This is a genomic window from cyanobacterium endosymbiont of Epithemia clementina EcSB, assembly GCF_029919255.1.
Taxonomy (GTDB): domain Bacteria; phylum Cyanobacteriota; class Cyanobacteriia; order Cyanobacteriales; family Microcystaceae; genus Rippkaea.
On the sequence record NZ_CP123991.1, the window covers coordinates 71,042 to 88,788 of the forward strand.

The following is a 17,747-nucleotide window of genomic DNA, read 5'->3' on the forward strand; positions in this document are numbered from 1 at the left end:
TAAACACTGCCTTCAAAAAAAATCTAACGTTAACGTTTTATACTAAATAACTTTACTACACAATATTTCTTATTTTTTAATAAAAAAAATTTAATTAATTACTAAATAATTTATTTGTATTTGATGCAGAATTCTATTCTTTAAACAAGTTCTTCTCTATTCTTTGAAGATCTCAACCAATAAGATTTGATTGATTTAAAGAAATACTCGGTAATCACTTAATAGAAATCCCTAATTATATACTATTAATACTGACACACTTGATTGGTTACATTGTTGAGTTTCTATATAAAATTTTCTTCTAGTTAATACTATAACAATTAGCTATCGTTATACCGTTAAAACTAATAAAGTTAGTAATGAAGTAATAGATTTACATTGAATATTTATTCAATAGTTTTATATAAAAATTTCTAAATTAATTAAATTAAACAGATAAACTACCTAGATCTTTTTAGTTTTTTCCTACCTTTAATAGATTAGTTTCTGATTACTCTATAAACCTCGTTTGACCAAATATTAAACATCCAAATAAAGACTAAGTCTATCTCTCGTACGTAAAACCCTAGCCAAGCAGAGGCAATACCAGCCACTATTACACGGAAAATTCCTGGCTGACATGTTTAAGTTCCTAAAAAATTCAAACCCTTTCTGAAATTATGTAATTTTTCAACCCGTTGTAGTTAAGAGAGAATCCAATTTATTCATTGATTCTAAGGAATATAATTCATTACATCCGCCAATAGGTCGATTATTAATAAAAATTTGGGGAAGACTACTACGTCCCTCAGCCCTTTGTTTCATTTTTTCCCTTGCTTCATAATCTCCATCAATGCGATATTCAGTATACTTTACCCCCTTTTTATTAAGTAAGGCTTTAGCCCGGATACAGAAAGGACAAGTACCCCAAGTATAAATTTCAACGTCAGCAGTCATTTTAATCTTGAATCTAAGTTTTGAGTTCTACACTCATATTGTACTAAAATTTAAGCCTAAATTAACTAACTGTTACTCAAAAACTAAGCAATAGGAATATTCTCAATTGAAAATTGAAGGTCCAGATGAGTTATTCTAAAATTTAGACTGGTACGTGCTGTAACGTTGGTCAGATTTATGAAAAAGTTACTATTCCTCAGTTTATTTATTATTGGGCTCTGGGTAGCCTTATATAATTTTAAAGGACTAGCAAATCAAGGGGAATTTGATTCTATAGTGATTAATTTCCGCGAAGATGTTCCTACCTCAGTTATCAGTAAACAATTAGTAGCGATCACTAAACAATATGAAAAGACTATTAGTCTCAATAGTATTTTTTCTGCTGATGAACACATTTACACTGTATCAGGAGATAAAACATTTCTTAAGCTAATAAAACAGTCTCCTATCAAAAAATATATTGAATACTCCGAACCCAATTATATTTATAATGCTTTAGAAATACCCAATGATCCCGACTATAGCAAGCAATGGAACTTGCATAGTATTCATATTGAGAAAGCTTGGGAAAATAGCAAAGGGGAAGGAATTACTGTTGCTGTCATTGACACAGGGGTTAGTAGAGTCCCTGATTTACGACAGACAGAATTTGTTGAAGGTTACGATTTTGTCAACGATCACACCGATGCCTCTGATGATAATGGTCATGGAACCCATGTTGCTGGAATCATCGCCCAATCAACGAACAACGAGTATGGAGTAGCTGGTATTGCCTATAATGCTAAAATTATGTCTCTTAAAGTTCTTACCAGTGGAGGTGGGGGAACTGTTGCTGATATTGCTGAAGCCATTCGCTTTGCTGCTGATCATGGTGCTGATGTGATTAATTTAAGTCTTGGGGGGGGTGGTGAAAGTAAAGTTATGAAAGATGCCATTGACTATGCTTACTCAAAAAGTGTTGTTATTATTGCTGCTGCGGGAAATTCTAATCACAATGCAGTTTCCTATCCTGCTCGTTATCCTAAAGTAATTAGTGTTTCTGCTCTAGATGCAGCCGGTCAAAAAACAACCTATTCTAATTATGGGGCTGGAGTTGATATTTCTGCCCCTGGCGGTAGTGAAACAGGGAAAATTGTTCAGGAAACGATTAATCCCCAGACGGGAGAATCGATTTTTGTCGGGTTCCAAGGGACGAGTATGGCCGCCCCTCATGTCGCAGGTGTAGCAGCTTTAATTAAAGCTTCTGGTATTAAAGAACCATCCAAAGTATTAGCTATCCTTAAACGGTCCTCTCGTAATGTTGGAGAAGATCCTTTTAACCACTATGGGGCAGGACAATTAGATGCAGGGGAAGCAGTTTCCTTAGCCTTCAAAGGTCAAATTACCTTTCGTGACTTCTGCCGATGGGTGCGCGATAATGGCTATCTTAACTCTCGTTTTTGGATTGATGACGGTGTAGTAGCGTTATTTCCTAAACTATTAATGCTTGTCGGGTCTTATCTATTGGCTTGGTTGTTAAGAGTTTATTTTCCTTTTGCTTGGACTGGCCCTCTGAATTTGGGATTAATTTTAGGAAGTTCAGGATTGTTTTTCCTCCAAGGAATCTATATTTTTGATTTACCTCAATGGCCATTCCGAGTTATGGGTAGTTCTGTTCCAGAGTTGGCTAATTCTATTCAGGGAACTTCTTCGCTAAATCCTTTTTTAGCTAGTGTTTTAGTTCCTTTTACTTTGATAGTTTTATTATTAGGTTATGGCCCAGGAAAATCATTTGCGGTGGGAATTTCTTTAGGAGTCGCTTCTTGTTTAACAGTTAATGCTGTCACGAATCCTGCAGTTTGGGGAATGCCTACAGTCAATATTTCTCGAATTTTCTTAGTAGTCAATGCTATCCTGTCTTTTGGCTTAGCTTGGTTAACAACTAAACGAGAAGATAAAACCGTCTAATTACAGTAGAAAAAGGCTAAAAAACGATATCCAAAATCTATTTTTTATTTACCATTTATATAGTTTAAACTTATCTATTAAATAATAGAGGGTTAATGAGGCAAAATTAACTGGTACAATGCCAAGTTTAAAAACTTAGGAAGTTAAAATTGACAGAGTTATTAACTCTATAATGGTTTCTTATTAATTACTTCAATTTATTATTAATCCTTGCTACTGTTCCTTGAGTTATTCCTTTTTTAATAGTCCTTATACCCAGTCTAGGTTTTTATTAAAATCTTCTAAATTTTTCTACGGAATTATTTTTTTTACTTGATAAATATTTTCAGATTCTTTAGCTTCTATTCTAAAAGTTTTACTTTTGAATATTAAGTTGTTACAATAAAGACAATCTATCTGCCACTATTTCAACTTATGACATTAATTTATTTACAGTTTTTTTTATTTAATTTTTAAAAAACTATACTAACCTCTTTTAGTTTTATAAAAATTATTATAATAAACCTATTGTACTTTAATTGCAACAACTTCAATCTCTAAGATTTTTAATCTGTAATTAATTTGGCTGACAAAAAAGTGCAAAAACAGATGTATAACCATGTAAAAAAGTTTGTCCTCCCACTGGGCCAATTTCTCCGTTACAGAAAAAGCCCCCCAAAGATAATTGAGGCAAATAACGACGGAACAGCTCTGAGTCAAAATTTGGCTGGTTATAAAGAGCTTTTCCACGCCCTGAACAGGAAAACATTAACGCTCCCTGAACTTTTTTGTCTAGTTCACCAGCAGTGGTATAAGTCCTGAGAAGAAGTTCCAAATCATCTGCTGAAGTTTTGGCATCGCGCAAATGAAATTGAACTCGTTGACCTGGACGAACGCGATTGCCTATAGCAATTGCCCCTACTTGCGGATCAACCCCCACCAAATTGCGAATCAAAAAATCTCCAGGTTGCAAATTATGTTTAAATTCATCGCTAACAACCCCAATAAATAAAGAATGTTCAGCTAATTGACGATCATTTTTATTCAACGTCTTAATCAATTCTCTAAGAGATTCTAAAGGAGAACGATTAACTATTGGTTGAGCTGTATTTTCCAGTTTCCCCAACTGTAAAATAACATTATGTTCCCCTTGCGTAATTTGATAGGGCTTACCAATAGGACGACACCCTTGAGCAACAATAGATTCAACTATAATCTTTCCATTTAGGGCTAGTCCTACAGTTCCCTGATGACATAGCCTAATATCTGAACGTTCTGAAGTATAGTAAAACAAAGAACTTTGAACATTCATAATTCCTGTACTCGCTAGTCCCCCAATTTTCACCGAATCTGGATACGCAAAATCAAGTCCAGCTAACAGATCATTAATTCCTGGGAAAAAAGGATCAGATAAGAGAATAAAATGGGGGTGTTGTTCCGGAGGAACACCAACCAGTTTACTCCAAGTATCAGGGGAACTGTCGAGATCAGGTAAATTTTCAGGAGTAACATAGAAAGCTTGAACATCAATCTCTGGTAAACTGGCAACAGTAAGACTTAGAGCAGGTCCACTTTCGACCTCGATAATTTGAGTAGAATTTTCTATGCCAATTACCCCCCCTCCACTACATCCAATAAGAATGGGTAAAGATAACTTTTCTAGAATTAGGGGAATTAATCTGGGGTAATCACTAGCATAGGCTGAAGAGATGAATAAGATACCTAAATCAGGGGATTGAGATAAAGATTTCTTGACTCCGTCTATAACTTCTGTGACTGCTGCTTCTAGTGATGGACGGATAGATAAAGCATTAACCCACTGCATCTGATTGACCATATAAAATTCACAAAATTTAAAAATAACGAGTAATTATGGAGCAAGGAAAAGAATTATTAGTTAATAAACGCAAACGAGATAGAATCACTTCGGCAGTCATCTCTTAAGAGAGCAAGCAGAGAAAGAGAAATTTTGCGATTCAGTCAATTCTTAAGATACACTCTTCTTGGGAGAAGATGGAAATTAATCAAAATACACAATATCAGCAAAAGATATATCTATACCATGACATGAGTCATGAGACAGATAAATCCGTTAGGATAAACTGGACTCTCGATATCTATAAAATTCAAGTTAAGAAAACCAAGGAGGAATCATGGGTAACATCGAAAATCAAATTGAACAAGAGAGACAAAACGCTAAAATCGTTTGTAGTATTGAAGGGGACAGCTCTGGGGATTGTGCAGCCGCTTGGGATGTTGTCGAAGAGTTGCAAGCAGAAGCTTCTCACCAAAGGCAAAAACGACTTACTAAAACACTTTTTGAGACCTATTGTGATGATAATCCTGACGCGATTGAATGTCGAGTTTATGAAGACTAGGGGTTGAGACACTCGCAGATGCCGTCCTTTGCTCATTACCGATATCATAACCTAGCAGCAGTGACAATCTAACTACAGATTATTACTGCTGTTCTAGGCGTGAAAAACATCCCTTTAAAATGATTAAAGCGTTTTTTGAGGAACTTAAAACAAAATGGAAGAACTATGGTTTCGGCCTTTAGTTTGGACTGATTATCGATTAGCGATGTCATTCATCGTTATAATCCCCACAATTTTAATTATCTGGTCTCTAGTTCGACAAGCAGAAGCCATTAGTCGTCTTCTCATCATTTATTGGCGAGTGGCTAGTTTATTAATGATCACAGTCTATTTGTTGGCCCCAGCTTGGGGGGTCGAAAATTCTGCTTTTGAAAATCTTTGTGGACAAATTGGCTTTATCACCGGCTTGATCGCTCGTATTCTTATTCCTATTTCTCTTTGGTTTTGGGTGGATCTTAACGAAGAAATCAAGGATTTGCCTCTGAGTTTTCTGAAGTTGGTAGTTGTCTCCTGGCGTTGGGCAATGACAGTTTATTGTAGTGTAGGGGTAATCGTTAGTGTTCCTTTTTTGTCCTGTGCGTTTTCCCTAGACTTACTTTCAAGTCCCTTCTGTCAGGTTTGGATTGAAGCTCCTTTAGGATATCGTTCTATTATTCATAGCGATGCTACTCAAGGGTTTATCGGATTTTTAGGCTTGTTAGGATTGTCGGTCTATGTTCTTTATTTTGGCTATTTTCTTTTAATCAGACTTGGTAAACAAGGACGTCTAGCTCTTGAACAGTAAAATAGAATGGAAATAATACAAATTTAGAATTGAAAATTCAGACAAGATAATCACCTGAACTTTCTATTGATAAATAAAAAATAAAAAAAATTAAACTTTTATTTTTTGTTTTTAATTCTAAATATTTTTTTAAAAAATTTAAACAATTGAACTTCATACTCTTCAAAGCCCACACAAAGTATTACTAGTAAACACTTAAGAGTTAAGAGATTCTAATCTAATTTTTTATTTTTAAAGGCTTTTCTAGCTTTTTGATGAAAGCAACAGGTTTTAAAATTAAAGTTCCTCTAATTTCAAAAAATGCTATTCTTCTTGCTATCGATTATTTATTTATTTCCTACACACCGAAATAGCTATCAGTATTTACATGAATAATTTATTTAAAAACACATGAAATATCTTAGAAGGAAGGAGAATTGAATTGTTAATAAATTTTGGTGATACTTCCCCAGACTAATTATGCAAACTTACAGCACAAGTTTCCCTATTTCATAATTAAAATGTGACTGTCTCACCGGTTTTTTCTAAATAGAAAGTATTGCTATTTATTTAACCACATCTAGATACTTTCACAGTCAGTGCTACCGAGTATCTATTAGCTAAAATATACCGGTTTTTAACTAAGTATTTTTCTAGGTATTTATTTAGACTTTTTCTAAGATCTAGTTTTTCTAGCTTCGTGGTTAAACCTTGACTTTGTTTTCATCCCGATGTATCAAATATTATGGATACTACTTCAACCTTCGATCTCGTAGCTAGAATGATTGTCGAAAGACTTTGAGAGACTCTAGATATTGATTTTTTTGTTGTAATTGGGTAGCGATCGAGTTGCAGACTAAATCACATAAAGAAAAAACTAAAGGGTTGGCGATTGCATAAACTACATTAACCCCCTGTTGGGTTCGTGTCACAATTCCTGCCTGAGTGAGAAGTTTTAGGTGTTTAGATACATTTGCTTGTCCTAAACCCGTAATTTCGATAATCTCAGAGACATTTTTTTCCCCTCCTTTAAGAGTGCAGACGATCTGTAATCGACTAACTTCGGATAAAACTTTAAAAAAGTCCGCAATCATACCCAAAACAGCTGGAGATAAGTTAAACCTTCCAGAGTCAACCGACAATGCTATCTCTATTGCTGATCGTAAGTTAGAGCTTTGAACCATATTGCTATAAAGTTTACCAACTGAATAGTTATCTTAACTTTTTGTAGTATAGCTTAATTTACAGTTAATTTGCCATATTACTAAATAGTAGTAAGTTAAAATGATTATCAAAATAAGATAATAAAAATTAAAAGCATTGTAAATTGATCTTCTATGGAGATAGTTAGTACTGTAAAATAACAAAATAAAAATAATTTTAAATATTTTTATTAAAAAATATGCAATCGGCGGACAAAATTTTCTTGAATAAGACTTTAATAAATAAATTCGATTTATATTAACTTAATGGGAGTCACTTTAAGAAAAAGTAATTTATCTTCAGAAACTTTACGAGACACTGATCTCAGTGGAGGTTAATTGAGACTAATTTAACCGAGGTCTATTTATGCAAAATAAATTTGTATGGAGCTAATTTAACAGGGCAAAATCAACTAATTGTTATCTATTTTGCTTATTTATAGCCGACTTATCAGTAAAAAACCAATCTTGAATAAGAGGATTTAAACTATGTGGATTTATATTATGTAAATCTTAGTTTGGATATATATAGGCTAACTTGGTAAGTATTAAGTTCTAGTGAGCAAAGCTTAGTAAATAAAATTAAACGATAGTAATTTAAACAATGAAGTTCAGACTACATAATTTAAATTAAAACTAAAAAAAATAATAGAAAATCAAAGATTTGACAGAGAACATTTTTAAAATAAAAAATTTATTTAATATAAATCTGAGGAGATGATTATGCTGATATTTATTAAGTTTACATTGAGAATTAAACTGATAAATATCAGCCACTATTAATCTACATCAATAGGTTATTTTTTGAAGAAATCTCTGCTATAGTGAAGTAATGGAATTACGCGCGCGAATTTAACAGCAATGACAACCCATTTTATTACTGCCGAAGTTAAGCTTCAAGAAAATCCCTTAAAATTACAAAAAGAGATTGAAGCTGAACTTGAAAAACAAGGAGAACCTCTTCGCTGGGCAATTACGGAAGTAGACACTGAAAAACACACTGTTCATGTAGAAGGAATTATTACAAATAGCAATAAGTAAAATTCACTATAGTGATTCATCGTCCTTATACAGTCGTTTTAATTGTTCCCACCGGAATTGGAGCTGTTATTGGAGGTTATGCTGGAGATGCTCTTCCCGTTGCCCGTGCTGTTTCCCAAGTGTGTGATTGCTTAATTACACACCCCAATGTTCTCAATGGAGCACAACTCTACTGGAATCTTCCCAACATCTTTTACGTTGAAGGATATGGACTTGATCGCTTTGCTCGAGGAGATTGGGGACTGCAACCAGTTCATCAAAACAGAGTTGGTTTAATTTTGGATAAAGGCATCGAACCCGAATTAAAAATACGTCATCTACAAGTTGCTGATGCTACTAGAGCTACTCTAGGATTAGACATAACCGATTATATTCTTACCGACACTTCCCTAAACATTGAACTACGCATCGCTTCTTCTGGGACGAGTTGGGGAACTATTGGCAACCCAGATAGCTTACTCAGAGCAGCAGAGATATTAATCACTCAAGCTAAAGTCCAAGCAATCGCAGTTGTTGTTCGTTTTCCAGATAATCTTGACAGTTTAGCTCTAGATAACTACCGTCATGGTCAAGGAGTTGACCCCTTAGCAGGAGCGGAAGCGGTTATTTCCCACCTAATTGTTCGTCAATTTGGCATTCCTGCTGCTCATGCCCCTGCTTTAATGCCTTTACCCCTTGAGCCAAACCTTTCTCCTCGTGCCGCAGCTGAAGAACTTGGCTATACTTTTTTACCTTGTGTTTTAGTGGGGTTGAGTCGCGCACCTCAGTTTGTTTGTACAGGAGGAGTAGATTTTAATCCAACACTTGTAAATCATGAAATTTGGAGAAATCAAGTCGATGCAGTGATTATTCCAGAGACTGCTTGTGGAGGGAGTGCTATTCTCAGTTTCAGCCAGAGCAACACCCGCATTATTACGGTTGCAGAAAATAAAACCCAATTACAAGTTACCCCAGAGTCCCTCGGAATTCAGGCGATTAAGGTAAACTCTTATTTAGAGGCGTTAGGTGTTTTAGTCGCTCATCGTGCTGGAATCAGTGTTAGTGCCTTGCATCCTACTGTCTCATCCCTTAATTGTTTTTCTAAAACTCGTGACTAATCCTAACTCGTCTGAAATAGAACCGTTAACTCGTGAGCAAATTTTAGTGGTAATGGGGGTAACAGCAGTTATTCTCTTAATTGTTGCCAAAGTTTGGCAAAAAGTGTGGTCTGTTACTTTACTAGATATTCAATTAACCCCCAACGCTCTTTTTGGTGGTTTAGGGGTGGCAGGGGGAATTATTGTTACTAGTAGCATTATTTATCATCTCTGGCCAGCCTATCGTCAAAGTGCAGATACTTACTTTAAATTGGTAATTCGACCATTAATTTGGTCAGATTTAATTTGGTTAGGATTATTACCAGGACTAAGTGAAGAATTGTTGTTTCGCGGGGTAATGTTGCCCGCATTGGGATTAAATTTGCTGGCAGTGATTATGTCAAGTGTTATCTTTGGAGTGCTTCACTCAAGTGGAGCGCAACAGTGGCCTTATGTAGTTTGGGCAACAATAGTAGGATTTGTGTTAGGTTATATTGCTTTAGCGACGGGGAATTTAGCAATTCCTATTGTAGCTCACATCATTACTAATTTAGTATCGAGTGGCTTGTGGAAAATTGGTAAGTCGGTAAAAATACCTTCTAATTAACAGTTAATAGTTAATATATGAAAATTCAATTTCGAGAATTTAATCCTTTTGATTTATGGATTTGGTTAAAGTTTAAAACTATTCCTTCATCTATGGAAAAGCAATATATAGAAGAAGTATTTGATTCCTGGTTTTATTTAGGAAAGTTGGGGGCATTTAACGCCGAAAATTTACAAGTGCAAAACCAGGGAGTTGATATTAGTTATATGGAATATGAGACGAGTACAGCTAACAGTGTTATGATGGCTCCCATGCACAATATGACAGAGTTTCAATATCAAGGAGTTTGGGGACGCTGTTGGTTCGATTTGGGAACTAGTGATTTAATTGCTTTGGATATTTTGATTAATGCTTTAGATCAATTAAGTAAAGAATATGTCACTATTAATAAGTTGATTATTGGTGGTGAGAATGAAAATTGGAGGGTTGACAACAAAAATGAATCAATGTTTACTGAAAACTAAGTATCAGAATTAGTCTCGTTTTTTAAACTTAAAAAGTTAATAATAGTTCTTAAAAAGAATAGACTTAGTTAAGTGGAAAAGTTTAAAATCTATATAAATATCATTATTTCATAATAATAAATTTTGATAACTTTTCCACAAGTTTTCCACAGATTTTATTGGTTGATTGAAATACAGCCAAACTATATCGAAGAAAATGGAAAGTTTTTTGATAATTATCTAAAGAGGTATTTTAAGGACAAGCGCATGGCAACGTTACGACTTCGACAACTGGGCAAATATTTGCGTCCTCATTGGAAACAAGTGTTGTGGGGAACAGGCACATTATTTGTTGTTAACGCTCTAGGAGTTTATATTCCCCTACTAATTCGAGATAGTATCGACGATTTACGTCAGGCATTTAGTTTTGAGCAAGTATTATTATATGTTGTCCTAATGTTAGTTCTAGCGACTATTATGTGGGTAATTCGCATGATCTCGCGCCTTATAATTTTTGGAGTGGGTCGTCAGGTAGAATTTGACCTCAGACAAAGGATATTTGAGCATTTACTCACCCTAGAACCTGCCTACTTTTCTACTAATACCTGCGGCGATTTAATTAACCGAGCTACTAGTGATGTAGACAATATTCGTCGTTTGGTAGGCTTTGCAGTATTAAGTTTAATTAATATGATTTTTGCCTACGCCCTAACTATTCCGGCGATGTTGGCAATTCACATTCCCTTAAGTTTATTGGCTATTGCCGTCTACCCAGTAATTCTGTTTACAGTACAGATCTTCAGTAGACAATTACAAACTCAACAGTTGAAGGTGCAAGAAGGACTATCTGAGATTAGTGAATTAATTCAAGAAGACATCGGTGGTATGGCTTTAATTAAAATTTATGCCCAAGAAGCCAACGAAATCCGTGCTTTTGACCAACTAAACCAAAAACTACTAAGGGCTAACTTAAAACTTGCCCAAATTCGTAATTTTCTCTTCCCTATCATTGAAGGACTATCATATATCAGTCTATTACTACTTTTAACTTTTGGAACTAAAGCAATCACTGAGGGAACTATAAGCATTGGAGACTTCATTGCTCTGATTATCTTAGTAGAACAGTTAGTGTTTCCCACAACTTTACTGGGATTTACAGTTACTGCCTATCAACGAGGAGAAGTGAGTATTGATCGAATAGCAGCCATCTTTCAGGCAAAACCAAAAGTTCGCGATCAAGACAAACTTAAATCTATCTCCTCATCAGAGATTAAAGGTAAATTAGTTGCCATTAATCTCAGCTATACTTATCCTGGGGCAAAAACACCAGCTTTGAACAAAGTGAACGTGATAATTAATCCTGGGGAAACGGTAGCCATTGTTGGTCCAATTGGTTGCGGAAAATCCACATTAGCGAATACATTACCTCGTTTACTTGAGATTGCCCCAGGACAATTATTTTTAGATGATTATGATGTCACTGAGTTACCTTTAGCCCAATTACGAAGGGCAATCGCCTATGTTCCCCAGGATAGCTTCTTGTTTAATACTTCTATTGAAAATAATATTCGTTATGGAGACCATCTCAAAGAACGATATGAAGTAGAATTAGCGGCAAAACAAAGTCATATTCATCAAGAAATTATAAATTTACCTCAAAAGTATGATACTCTTGTCGGAGAGCGAGGTATTACCCTTTCAGGCGGTCAACGACAACGTACCGCTATAGCTAGGGCTTTATTGATGGATGCTTCAATATTAATCTTAGATGATGCTCTATCGAGTGTTGATAATAAAACTGCTACCCAGATTTTAAATAGTCTTTCTAAGGGACAGGGTAAGACTGTAATTTTTATTACTCATCATCTATCGGCTGCAGCGCAAGCAGATCGTATTTTAGTTATGGATGAGGGAAAAATTGTTCAAATAGGAACTCATCAAACCTTGTTGCAACAACCTGGGTTGTATAAGTCTCTTTGGAATCAACATAAATTTGAGAAAGTGTACAATTAAAATTTTGAAACTTTTTTAAAAGTAGCTAAGGAAGAGTGCTGAGAAAGAAAAATAATAAAATTTGACGCTTACTTACCTAAACTTGACTGTAAATTGTTTAGCTATTTAGCTTTATTGCACCAGTGTAAGCTCCGAGTATAACTCAAAGATAAAAACTTTTAGACAAATTTAATTGCCAATCCTACTAGGTAACGATCTTATAAAAATGATAACTACCCTTAACTGTTAATCTCAGTTTCGTTATAACTCCAAAATCTATTCCAAATTAACTCCATTTATATCGAAATAAATAAACCCTGATAAATTGTACTACTGAGGAGTAAAACTAACTTTCTATCCAGCTTAAATTAGGGAAAAAACTCGTTTTCTAAAGTCTATTTAATAAATAATTTTAGGATAAACTCTCGCAACTTCATAGATTTTATAATCAGTACACTAAAACTGATAATGAACATCTTGAGTATGGAGTTAATTGGTCAATTTATGAACATTAATAACTTCTTTTTTGACAAAGGGAAAATTATTAGAAATTCTCAATAAAAACTCTACTTAAATAACTTAATAGAGGTTTAAAAATGACCTTATAATTATAACACTGTTATGCTTAAATTAATTCTTATATTAGTTAGTTAAGAGTAAATGTAATTAAGATAAGATAACTGCTGCACATTTTGAAAATAATATTTAGATTTTTTTTAAAAAAGTATAATCAAGCTGGACTAAATTTACTATGTAAAATTACCGGATACAATGCCAATTTTTATTGTCTTTAATTTATCATCAATAATTTCCAAAGTTACTTAATTAAATCAGGTAATAGTTACTTTAACTTGATAATTATGTTAGCTTGTAGTTTTCTAGTTGCAATAAGTTTTTTTGTTTAGTTAGCTAATTTAAATAGTATTGATACTCAGTTATTTTTTTGATCGGTGCATTTTAAGATAACTAAAGAAACTAGTTATCTCTTATATACCTGCTTTAATTTAAAATTTTATTTTCTGTTTAAACATAAACTTCTTCTATAAAAAGGAATATATCTGCTACTAATTTAGGCTATAACATTAATTAATCAATTACCCTTATATAAGGTATTTTAAAATTTAAACTGATATCTTTAATTATAGTAAAAATTTCTTTACTATAGACAATAGCTATTTTGCCATCTTTTTATTTCTATGACTTCTATGCTTACTATATTTGTCTAATATCAACTTAAAGTACAGAACAATAAATTTATCATTTTATAATAGATTTATTGTAAATTGCCAATAATTTTAATATCTGAAAATTTTTATATTTATTCTAGTAATAGTTTTAGATTATTAAGTCAATATATCCTATTAAAAGTTTATTTAATCGGACATAAAGTAATTGTAATCTCTATAAGCCACAGCTTATGTTTTGTTTTTTTCTGTTATATATATAAAAATTACTACTGTAACGAAGAAGTAGGAAATTTTAATTAACTCTTTAATTAAGAGATATTTAAGTAATTACGGATTAATTCAATCTAAAGCAAATACTTACTAAATAAGTTTATAATATATAAATACAACATTTTTATCTTGATTTAAAGCTAAAAATATCTTTATTTAAGATATTTTCTAGTGTTATCAACCAACAGTCTTCATAAATTTCCATAGAGAAACTTCTCATTATGAGTTGACATTAATTTTAAGAAATACTAAAATTACGTCTAGTACTCGATCTTAGACTAATTTATAAAATTTAAGCATAAAGATCTAATAATTTAGAGCGAAAATAATTTTTTTCTTCAAAATTTTTATATTTTATATATTCCTATATTTTTTAACCGTTTTTTACGACTGGCACTGATTAATATTCTCTCTAATCTAATGGTTCCCTTTGCAGAGTTTTTCAATATTGCCTTTTTAGTCAATCTAGAAGCGATTCATCATCTAGCTGGCGTAACTTTATCTACAGTTTTTTTAACTATTTTTACCGTGCCTTGGGATTTATTCGTACGGGAACAATAAGGTTAACGGCCCAAGCTGTCGGGTGTAATTGTAAAGATGATGTGCTGCTAGCCTTGCTACGAAATGGACTATTAGCCTTAGTTTTGGGATTAGGAATTCTTCTCTTACAGTATCTATTAAAAGTATTAGGCTTTTTCCCTCTTCAATACAGCCCCAATAGTTAAAGCATCTGCCCAAGCTTACTATGATGCACAAATTTTAGGTGTACCAGTGATTTTTCTTAATTTTGTCCTTATTAGCTGATTTTTAGAACAAGAACAAATTGAAAAGGTTTTGTTGATGTCAATCATAGGAAATAGGGCTAATATTGTCTTCGATTATCTATTCATTGTACGTTGGGGCTTGAAAAGCAGTGGTGTAAGGTGAGTAAACAGCTTAAACAGAGTACTTTTAACCAAACTTTAATCCTCAACAGAGATCTATTTATTTGTACTTTAGTTCTTCATGTCTGCCTTTTCTATATTTACTAATTTAAGTACAGGTATGGGAACGAACATCTTAACTGAAAATGCTGTGTTATTACAGATATTTTCTTTGGCAATGTATTTAATTGATAAATTAGCTTTTACCACAGAATTTTTAACTACAAATTTTACAGAAAAAGTAGTTTAACAAGATTTACTTCCTCTGTTCCAATTGGCAGGAACAATTAGCTTAAGTGTTGGACTAATATCAGCTATAGTTCTTGTGTTTTTTCCCAACCCTTATTTACCTTACTAACCAATCATCAGGAAATATTTCCTTCTTTTAATTCTCGTGTTTATTGGCTTTTATCTGTACTAGGATTTAGTTCGATTGCCTTTATTGTAGATAGCTATTTTCTAGGACTAGCTGAAGGAGCAATCTTAGGTAAGACAGCTTTGATCTCTACTTTCTTTGGGTTTATTCCTTTAGCTATTATTGCTTGGCATTTAAACAATAATGATTTATTATAGTTGACGCTATCTTAACTTCATCGTATTCAGAGTTGTTTTACTCGGTTAAAAAATTCCCGAAACACTATAAAAATTAATTTTTATAAAAAAATATGTTGGAAGATAAATGGCAAATAATACCTTTTTCATTAATTCCTCAGTGGTTTCTAACAATTGTTAAATCCTATACTCCTAATTCTGATGGAAAACATGTTGCCCAAATATTATGGAAACGAGGAATTAAAAACAAAGATGAACTTATAGCTTTCATTGATCCTGATGTCTATCATCCAACTAGTCCTTTTGCTTTTGGAGAAGAAATGAAATGGGCAGTTAAACGCCTTAAAAAGGCTTATAACAATCAAGAAAAAGTAACGATATGGGGAGATTTTGATGCTGATGGAATTACCTCAACTAGCGTTCTTTGGGAGGGACTAGGGCAATTTTTTCCTCCTCATCTTCAACTTGACTATTATATCCCTAATCGTATTACAGAATCTCACGGATTAAATCGTCAAGGAATTGAAAAATTAGCAGCATCAGGAACTCGGTTAGTTGTGACTTGTGATACAGGGAGTACCAACTTAACTGAGATTGACTATGCTAATGAGTTAGGTATTGATATGATTATCACCGATCATCATGCTTTACCTGATACTCGTCCTCCTGTTATTGCTATGATCAATCCTCGTTGCCTTAGCACAAATCATCCCCTATTTAATTTATCAGGAGTAGCAGTAGCCTATAAATTAGTCGAAGCGTTTTATCAAAAATTACCTGATGTTCCTAAAGAACCGTTAGAACAATTATTAGACTTAGTTGCTATAGGATTAATTGCCGATTTAGTTGAGTTAAAAGGAGATTGTCGTTATCTAGCACAAAAAGGTATTCAACACCTACAAAAACAGCGACAACTTAGCACCCGTCCAGGAGTTGCTAAATTATTAGAATTATGTAAAAAAAATGGTGATCGCCCCACTGATATTTCTTATGGTATCGGACCCAGAATTAATGCCATTAGTCGCATTTATGGAGATGCTACATTTGGGGTTGAGTTATTAACCAGTCGTGATATAAAACTTTGTCACGAACTTGCTTTAAAAACTGAATTAGCTAATGCAAGGCGCAAAGAAATACAACAAAGAGTTTATAAAGATGTTAAAAAGAAACTATCTCAAATTGATTTATCAACCGTGGGAGTTATTGTTTTAGAAGATACTCAATGGGATAGTGGAGTTTTAGGATTAGTTGCCGGAAAAATTGCTCAAGAATATAATCGTCCAACAATTTTATTAACCGTAACAAAAACAGGTAATGAAGCCCAAGCTGAAGTCATCAAAATGGTTAGAGGTTCCGCGCGCTCAGTTAATCAAATAGATTTATATAAATTAGTAGATTCTCAACAAAATTTGTTACATCGTTTTGGAGGACATCCTTTTGCTGCAGGGTTAAGTTTACCTCTAAAAAATCTAACTTTATTTAAAGAAGGTATTAATCAACAATTTCGACAAAAAATAAATAATATCAATTATATACAAACAGCGGTTGAAGTAGATTTAATTGTTACTGTTGTTGACCTAGGACAAGATTTATTTCGAGAACTAAAATTATTAGAACCATGTGGAATAGGTAATTCTACCCCTAAGCTTTTACTAAAAAATTGTTGGTTTGATAATATTTGGAATAAGAATATTGAGGACACAAAAAGAAATAAAATACAATACATAAAGACAGTTTTTGAGATTCATGATTTTTCTACCAAAAGAGGATTTCCTGGAGTTTGGTGGGAACATTATAAAGATGAACTTCCTTTTAGTAAACCTCAGGATGCAATTGTTGAACTATACTTTAATTCTTATTCTAAACGTTATGAAGTTAGATTGATTGCTATCAGAGACTATATAACTGATATTGAAATTGATCAAAATACTAACAATGACAATTGTTTGTTAGATTGGCGTAATAAAGAATTTTTGGGAAAAGTAACTACTAAAATTAAAGTATTACAAGAATGTCCTAAGAGTTGGGATGAGCTATTAAAAATATATCATCAAACTCAACAGAAAAAACTTAAACTTGCTCTTGCTTATAATTCACCAAAATACATAAATTCTCTACAAGTTTGGCGACAATTATTAGGAATTGCTAAGTATTATAGTCGTACTCAAGATCTTATCAATATAGGACAAATGAGGATGAAATTAGAACTAAGTGATTACACCCTAAAACTTGGATTGGCAACCTTATATAAATTAGGATTTTATTGTAAAATAATAGACGATAAACTTAAGTTTGTCTGGAACAATAAAATTGCTAATAATGCAGAAAAAAAAGTAAGTCAATTTCTAGAAGTGGTTGAAGAAGAACAATTCCAACATAGATATTTTTCTGAAATTTCTCTTGAATGCATCCAAGAAAAAATTTCTACTAGTAATATAAAAAGATAATTAT

Annotated in this window: 16 protein-coding genes; 13 read left to right on the plus strand and 3 right to left on the minus strand. The window is 33.1% G+C overall.

Annotated features, from left to right (window positions below):
* Positions 1-669 precede the first annotated feature (669 nt).
* Positions 670-936, minus strand: a complete 267-nt coding sequence (grxC, locus tag P3F56_RS00225; RefSeq protein ID WP_281152776.1) for a glutaredoxin 3 — start codon at positions 934-936, stop codon at positions 670-672.
* A gap of 177 nt (positions 937-1,113) precedes the next feature.
* Between grxC and P3F56_RS00230 the strand changes: the two genes are divergently transcribed.
* The gene (locus P3F56_RS00230; protein ID WP_281152777.1) at positions 1,114-2,883 is read left to right on the plus strand and encodes a S8 family peptidase; all 1,770 of its coding nucleotides are present in this window, start codon (positions 1,114-1,116) and stop codon (positions 2,881-2,883) included.
* 556 nt (positions 2,884-3,439) lie between these two features.
* On the opposite strand, the gene P3F56_RS00235 is transcribed toward P3F56_RS00230, so the two are convergent.
* Positions 3,440-4,699 (minus strand): FIST signal transduction protein, encoded by a 1,260-nt coding sequence (locus tag P3F56_RS00235; RefSeq protein ID WP_281152778.1) that lies wholly within the window; start codon positions 4,697-4,699, stop codon positions 3,440-3,442.
* Positions 4,700-5,015: 316 nt separating this feature from the next.
* Here P3F56_RS00235 and P3F56_RS00240 point away from each other — a divergent pair, with 316 nt between their 5' ends.
* From P3F56_RS00240 to P3F56_RS10640, 3 genes are all read left to right on the plus strand, one after another.
* Entirely contained in the window at positions 5,016-5,240 is a 225-nt protein-coding gene (locus P3F56_RS00240) for a Calvin cycle protein CP12 (protein ID WP_281152779.1), read from the plus strand.
* Between the two features lie 154 nt (positions 5,241-5,394).
* Entirely contained in the window at positions 5,395-6,024 is a 630-nt protein-coding gene (locus P3F56_RS00245; RefSeq protein ID WP_281152780.1) for a DUF3177 family protein, read from the plus strand.
* 227 nt (positions 6,025-6,251) lie between these two features.
* A complete protein-coding gene (locus tag P3F56_RS10640; protein WP_451923626.1) occupies positions 6,252-6,377 on the plus strand; it encodes a DUF7734 family protein in 126 nt (41 codons plus the stop codon).
* A gap of 402 nt (positions 6,378-6,779) precedes the next feature.
* Here the strand turns inward: P3F56_RS10640 and P3F56_RS00250 are convergent, their stop codons facing one another.
* Positions 6,780-7,187 (minus strand): ArsR/SmtB family transcription factor, encoded by a 408-nt coding sequence (locus P3F56_RS00250; protein WP_281152781.1) that lies wholly within the window; start codon positions 7,185-7,187, stop codon positions 6,780-6,782.
* An 879-nt stretch (positions 7,188-8,066) separates the two neighbouring features.
* On the opposite strand from P3F56_RS00250, the gene P3F56_RS00255 reads away from it, so the two are divergent.
* The 9 genes from P3F56_RS00255 (at position 8,067) to recJ (ending at position 17,743) form a co-directional block, all read left to right on the plus strand.
* Positions 8,067-8,246 carry a hypothetical protein gene (locus tag P3F56_RS00255; RefSeq protein ID WP_281152782.1) on the plus strand — a complete coding sequence of 60 codons (180 nt, stop codon included), beginning with the start codon at positions 8,067-8,069 and terminating at the stop codon, positions 8,244-8,246.
* 11 nt (positions 8,247-8,257) lie between these two features.
* Positions 8,258-9,343, plus strand: coding sequence for a DUF3326 domain-containing protein (locus P3F56_RS00260; protein WP_281152783.1), 1,086 nt, complete (start codon positions 8,258-8,260; stop codon positions 9,341-9,343).
* On the plus strand, positions 9,336-9,929 hold the full coding sequence (locus P3F56_RS00265) for a CPBP family intramembrane glutamic endopeptidase (protein WP_281152784.1): 594 nt from the start codon (positions 9,336-9,338) through the stop codon (positions 9,927-9,929). Before P3F56_RS00260 ends, P3F56_RS00265 begins: the two co-directional genes overlap by 8 nt.
* Positions 9,930-9,946: 17 nt before the next feature.
* Positions 9,947-10,393 (plus strand): DUF3531 family protein, encoded by a 447-nt coding sequence (locus P3F56_RS00270; protein ID WP_281152785.1) that lies wholly within the window; start codon positions 9,947-9,949, stop codon positions 10,391-10,393.
* Positions 10,394-10,639: 246 nt separating this feature from the next.
* Positions 10,640-12,385, plus strand: a complete 1,746-nt coding sequence (locus P3F56_RS00275; RefSeq protein WP_281152786.1) for an ABC transporter ATP-binding protein — start codon at positions 10,640-10,642, stop codon at positions 12,383-12,385.
* Between the two features lie 1,856 nt (positions 12,386-14,241).
* Positions 14,242-14,382: a hypothetical protein gene (locus P3F56_RS00280; RefSeq protein WP_281152787.1), complete on the plus strand. Its 141-nt coding sequence runs from the start codon at positions 14,242-14,244 to the stop codon at positions 14,380-14,382.
* Positions 14,355-14,546, plus strand: coding sequence for a hypothetical protein (locus P3F56_RS00285; protein WP_281152788.1), 192 nt, complete (start codon positions 14,355-14,357; stop codon positions 14,544-14,546). The genes P3F56_RS00280 and P3F56_RS00285 overlap by 28 nt, the downstream gene beginning before the upstream one ends.
* 280 nt (positions 14,547-14,826) lie before the next feature.
* Positions 14,827-14,994 (plus strand): hypothetical protein, encoded by a 168-nt coding sequence (locus tag P3F56_RS00290; protein WP_281152789.1) that lies wholly within the window; start codon positions 14,827-14,829, stop codon positions 14,992-14,994.
* A 415-nt stretch (positions 14,995-15,409) separates the two neighbouring features.
* Complete coding sequence (gene recJ / locus P3F56_RS00295) at positions 15,410-17,743, plus strand: single-stranded-DNA-specific exonuclease RecJ (protein WP_281152790.1); 2,334 nt, start codon at positions 15,410-15,412, stop codon at positions 17,741-17,743.
* Positions 17,744-17,747: the final 4 nt, after the last annotated feature.

Coding starts and splice junctions, on each gene's coding strand:
- P3F56_RS00245 (WP_281152780.1), top strand. CDS start 5,395: ATGGAAGAACTATGGTTTCGGCCTTTAGTTTGGACTGATTATCGATTA.
- P3F56_RS00290 (WP_281152789.1), top strand. CDS start 14,827: ATGTCTGCCTTTTCTATATTTACTAATTTAAGTACAGGTATGGGAACG.
- P3F56_RS00235 (WP_281152778.1), bottom strand. CDS start 4,699: ATGGTCAATCAGATGCAGTGGGTTAATGCTTTATCTATCCGTCCATCA.
- grxC (WP_281152776.1), bottom strand. CDS start 936: ATGACTGCTGACGTTGAAATTTATACTTGGGGTACTTGTCCTTTCTGT.
- recJ (WP_281152790.1), top strand. CDS start 15,410: ATGTTGGAAGATAAATGGCAAATAATACCTTTTTCATTAATTCCTCAG.
- P3F56_RS00240 (WP_281152779.1), top strand. CDS start 5,016: ATGGGTAACATCGAAAATCAAATTGAACAAGAGAGACAAAACGCTAAA.
- P3F56_RS00275 (WP_281152786.1), top strand. CDS start 10,640: ATGGCAACGTTACGACTTCGACAACTGGGCAAATATTTGCGTCCTCAT.
- P3F56_RS00280 (WP_281152787.1), top strand. CDS start 14,242: ATGGTTCCCTTTGCAGAGTTTTTCAATATTGCCTTTTTAGTCAATCTA.
- P3F56_RS00255 (WP_281152782.1), top strand. CDS start 8,067: ATGACAACCCATTTTATTACTGCCGAAGTTAAGCTTCAAGAAAATCCC.
- P3F56_RS00250 (WP_281152781.1), bottom strand. CDS start 7,187: ATGGTTCAAAGCTCTAACTTACGATCAGCAATAGAGATAGCATTGTCG.
- P3F56_RS00230 (WP_281152777.1), top strand. CDS start 1,114: ATGAAAAAGTTACTATTCCTCAGTTTATTTATTATTGGGCTCTGGGTA.
- P3F56_RS00270 (WP_281152785.1), top strand. CDS start 9,947: ATGAAAATTCAATTTCGAGAATTTAATCCTTTTGATTTATGGATTTGG.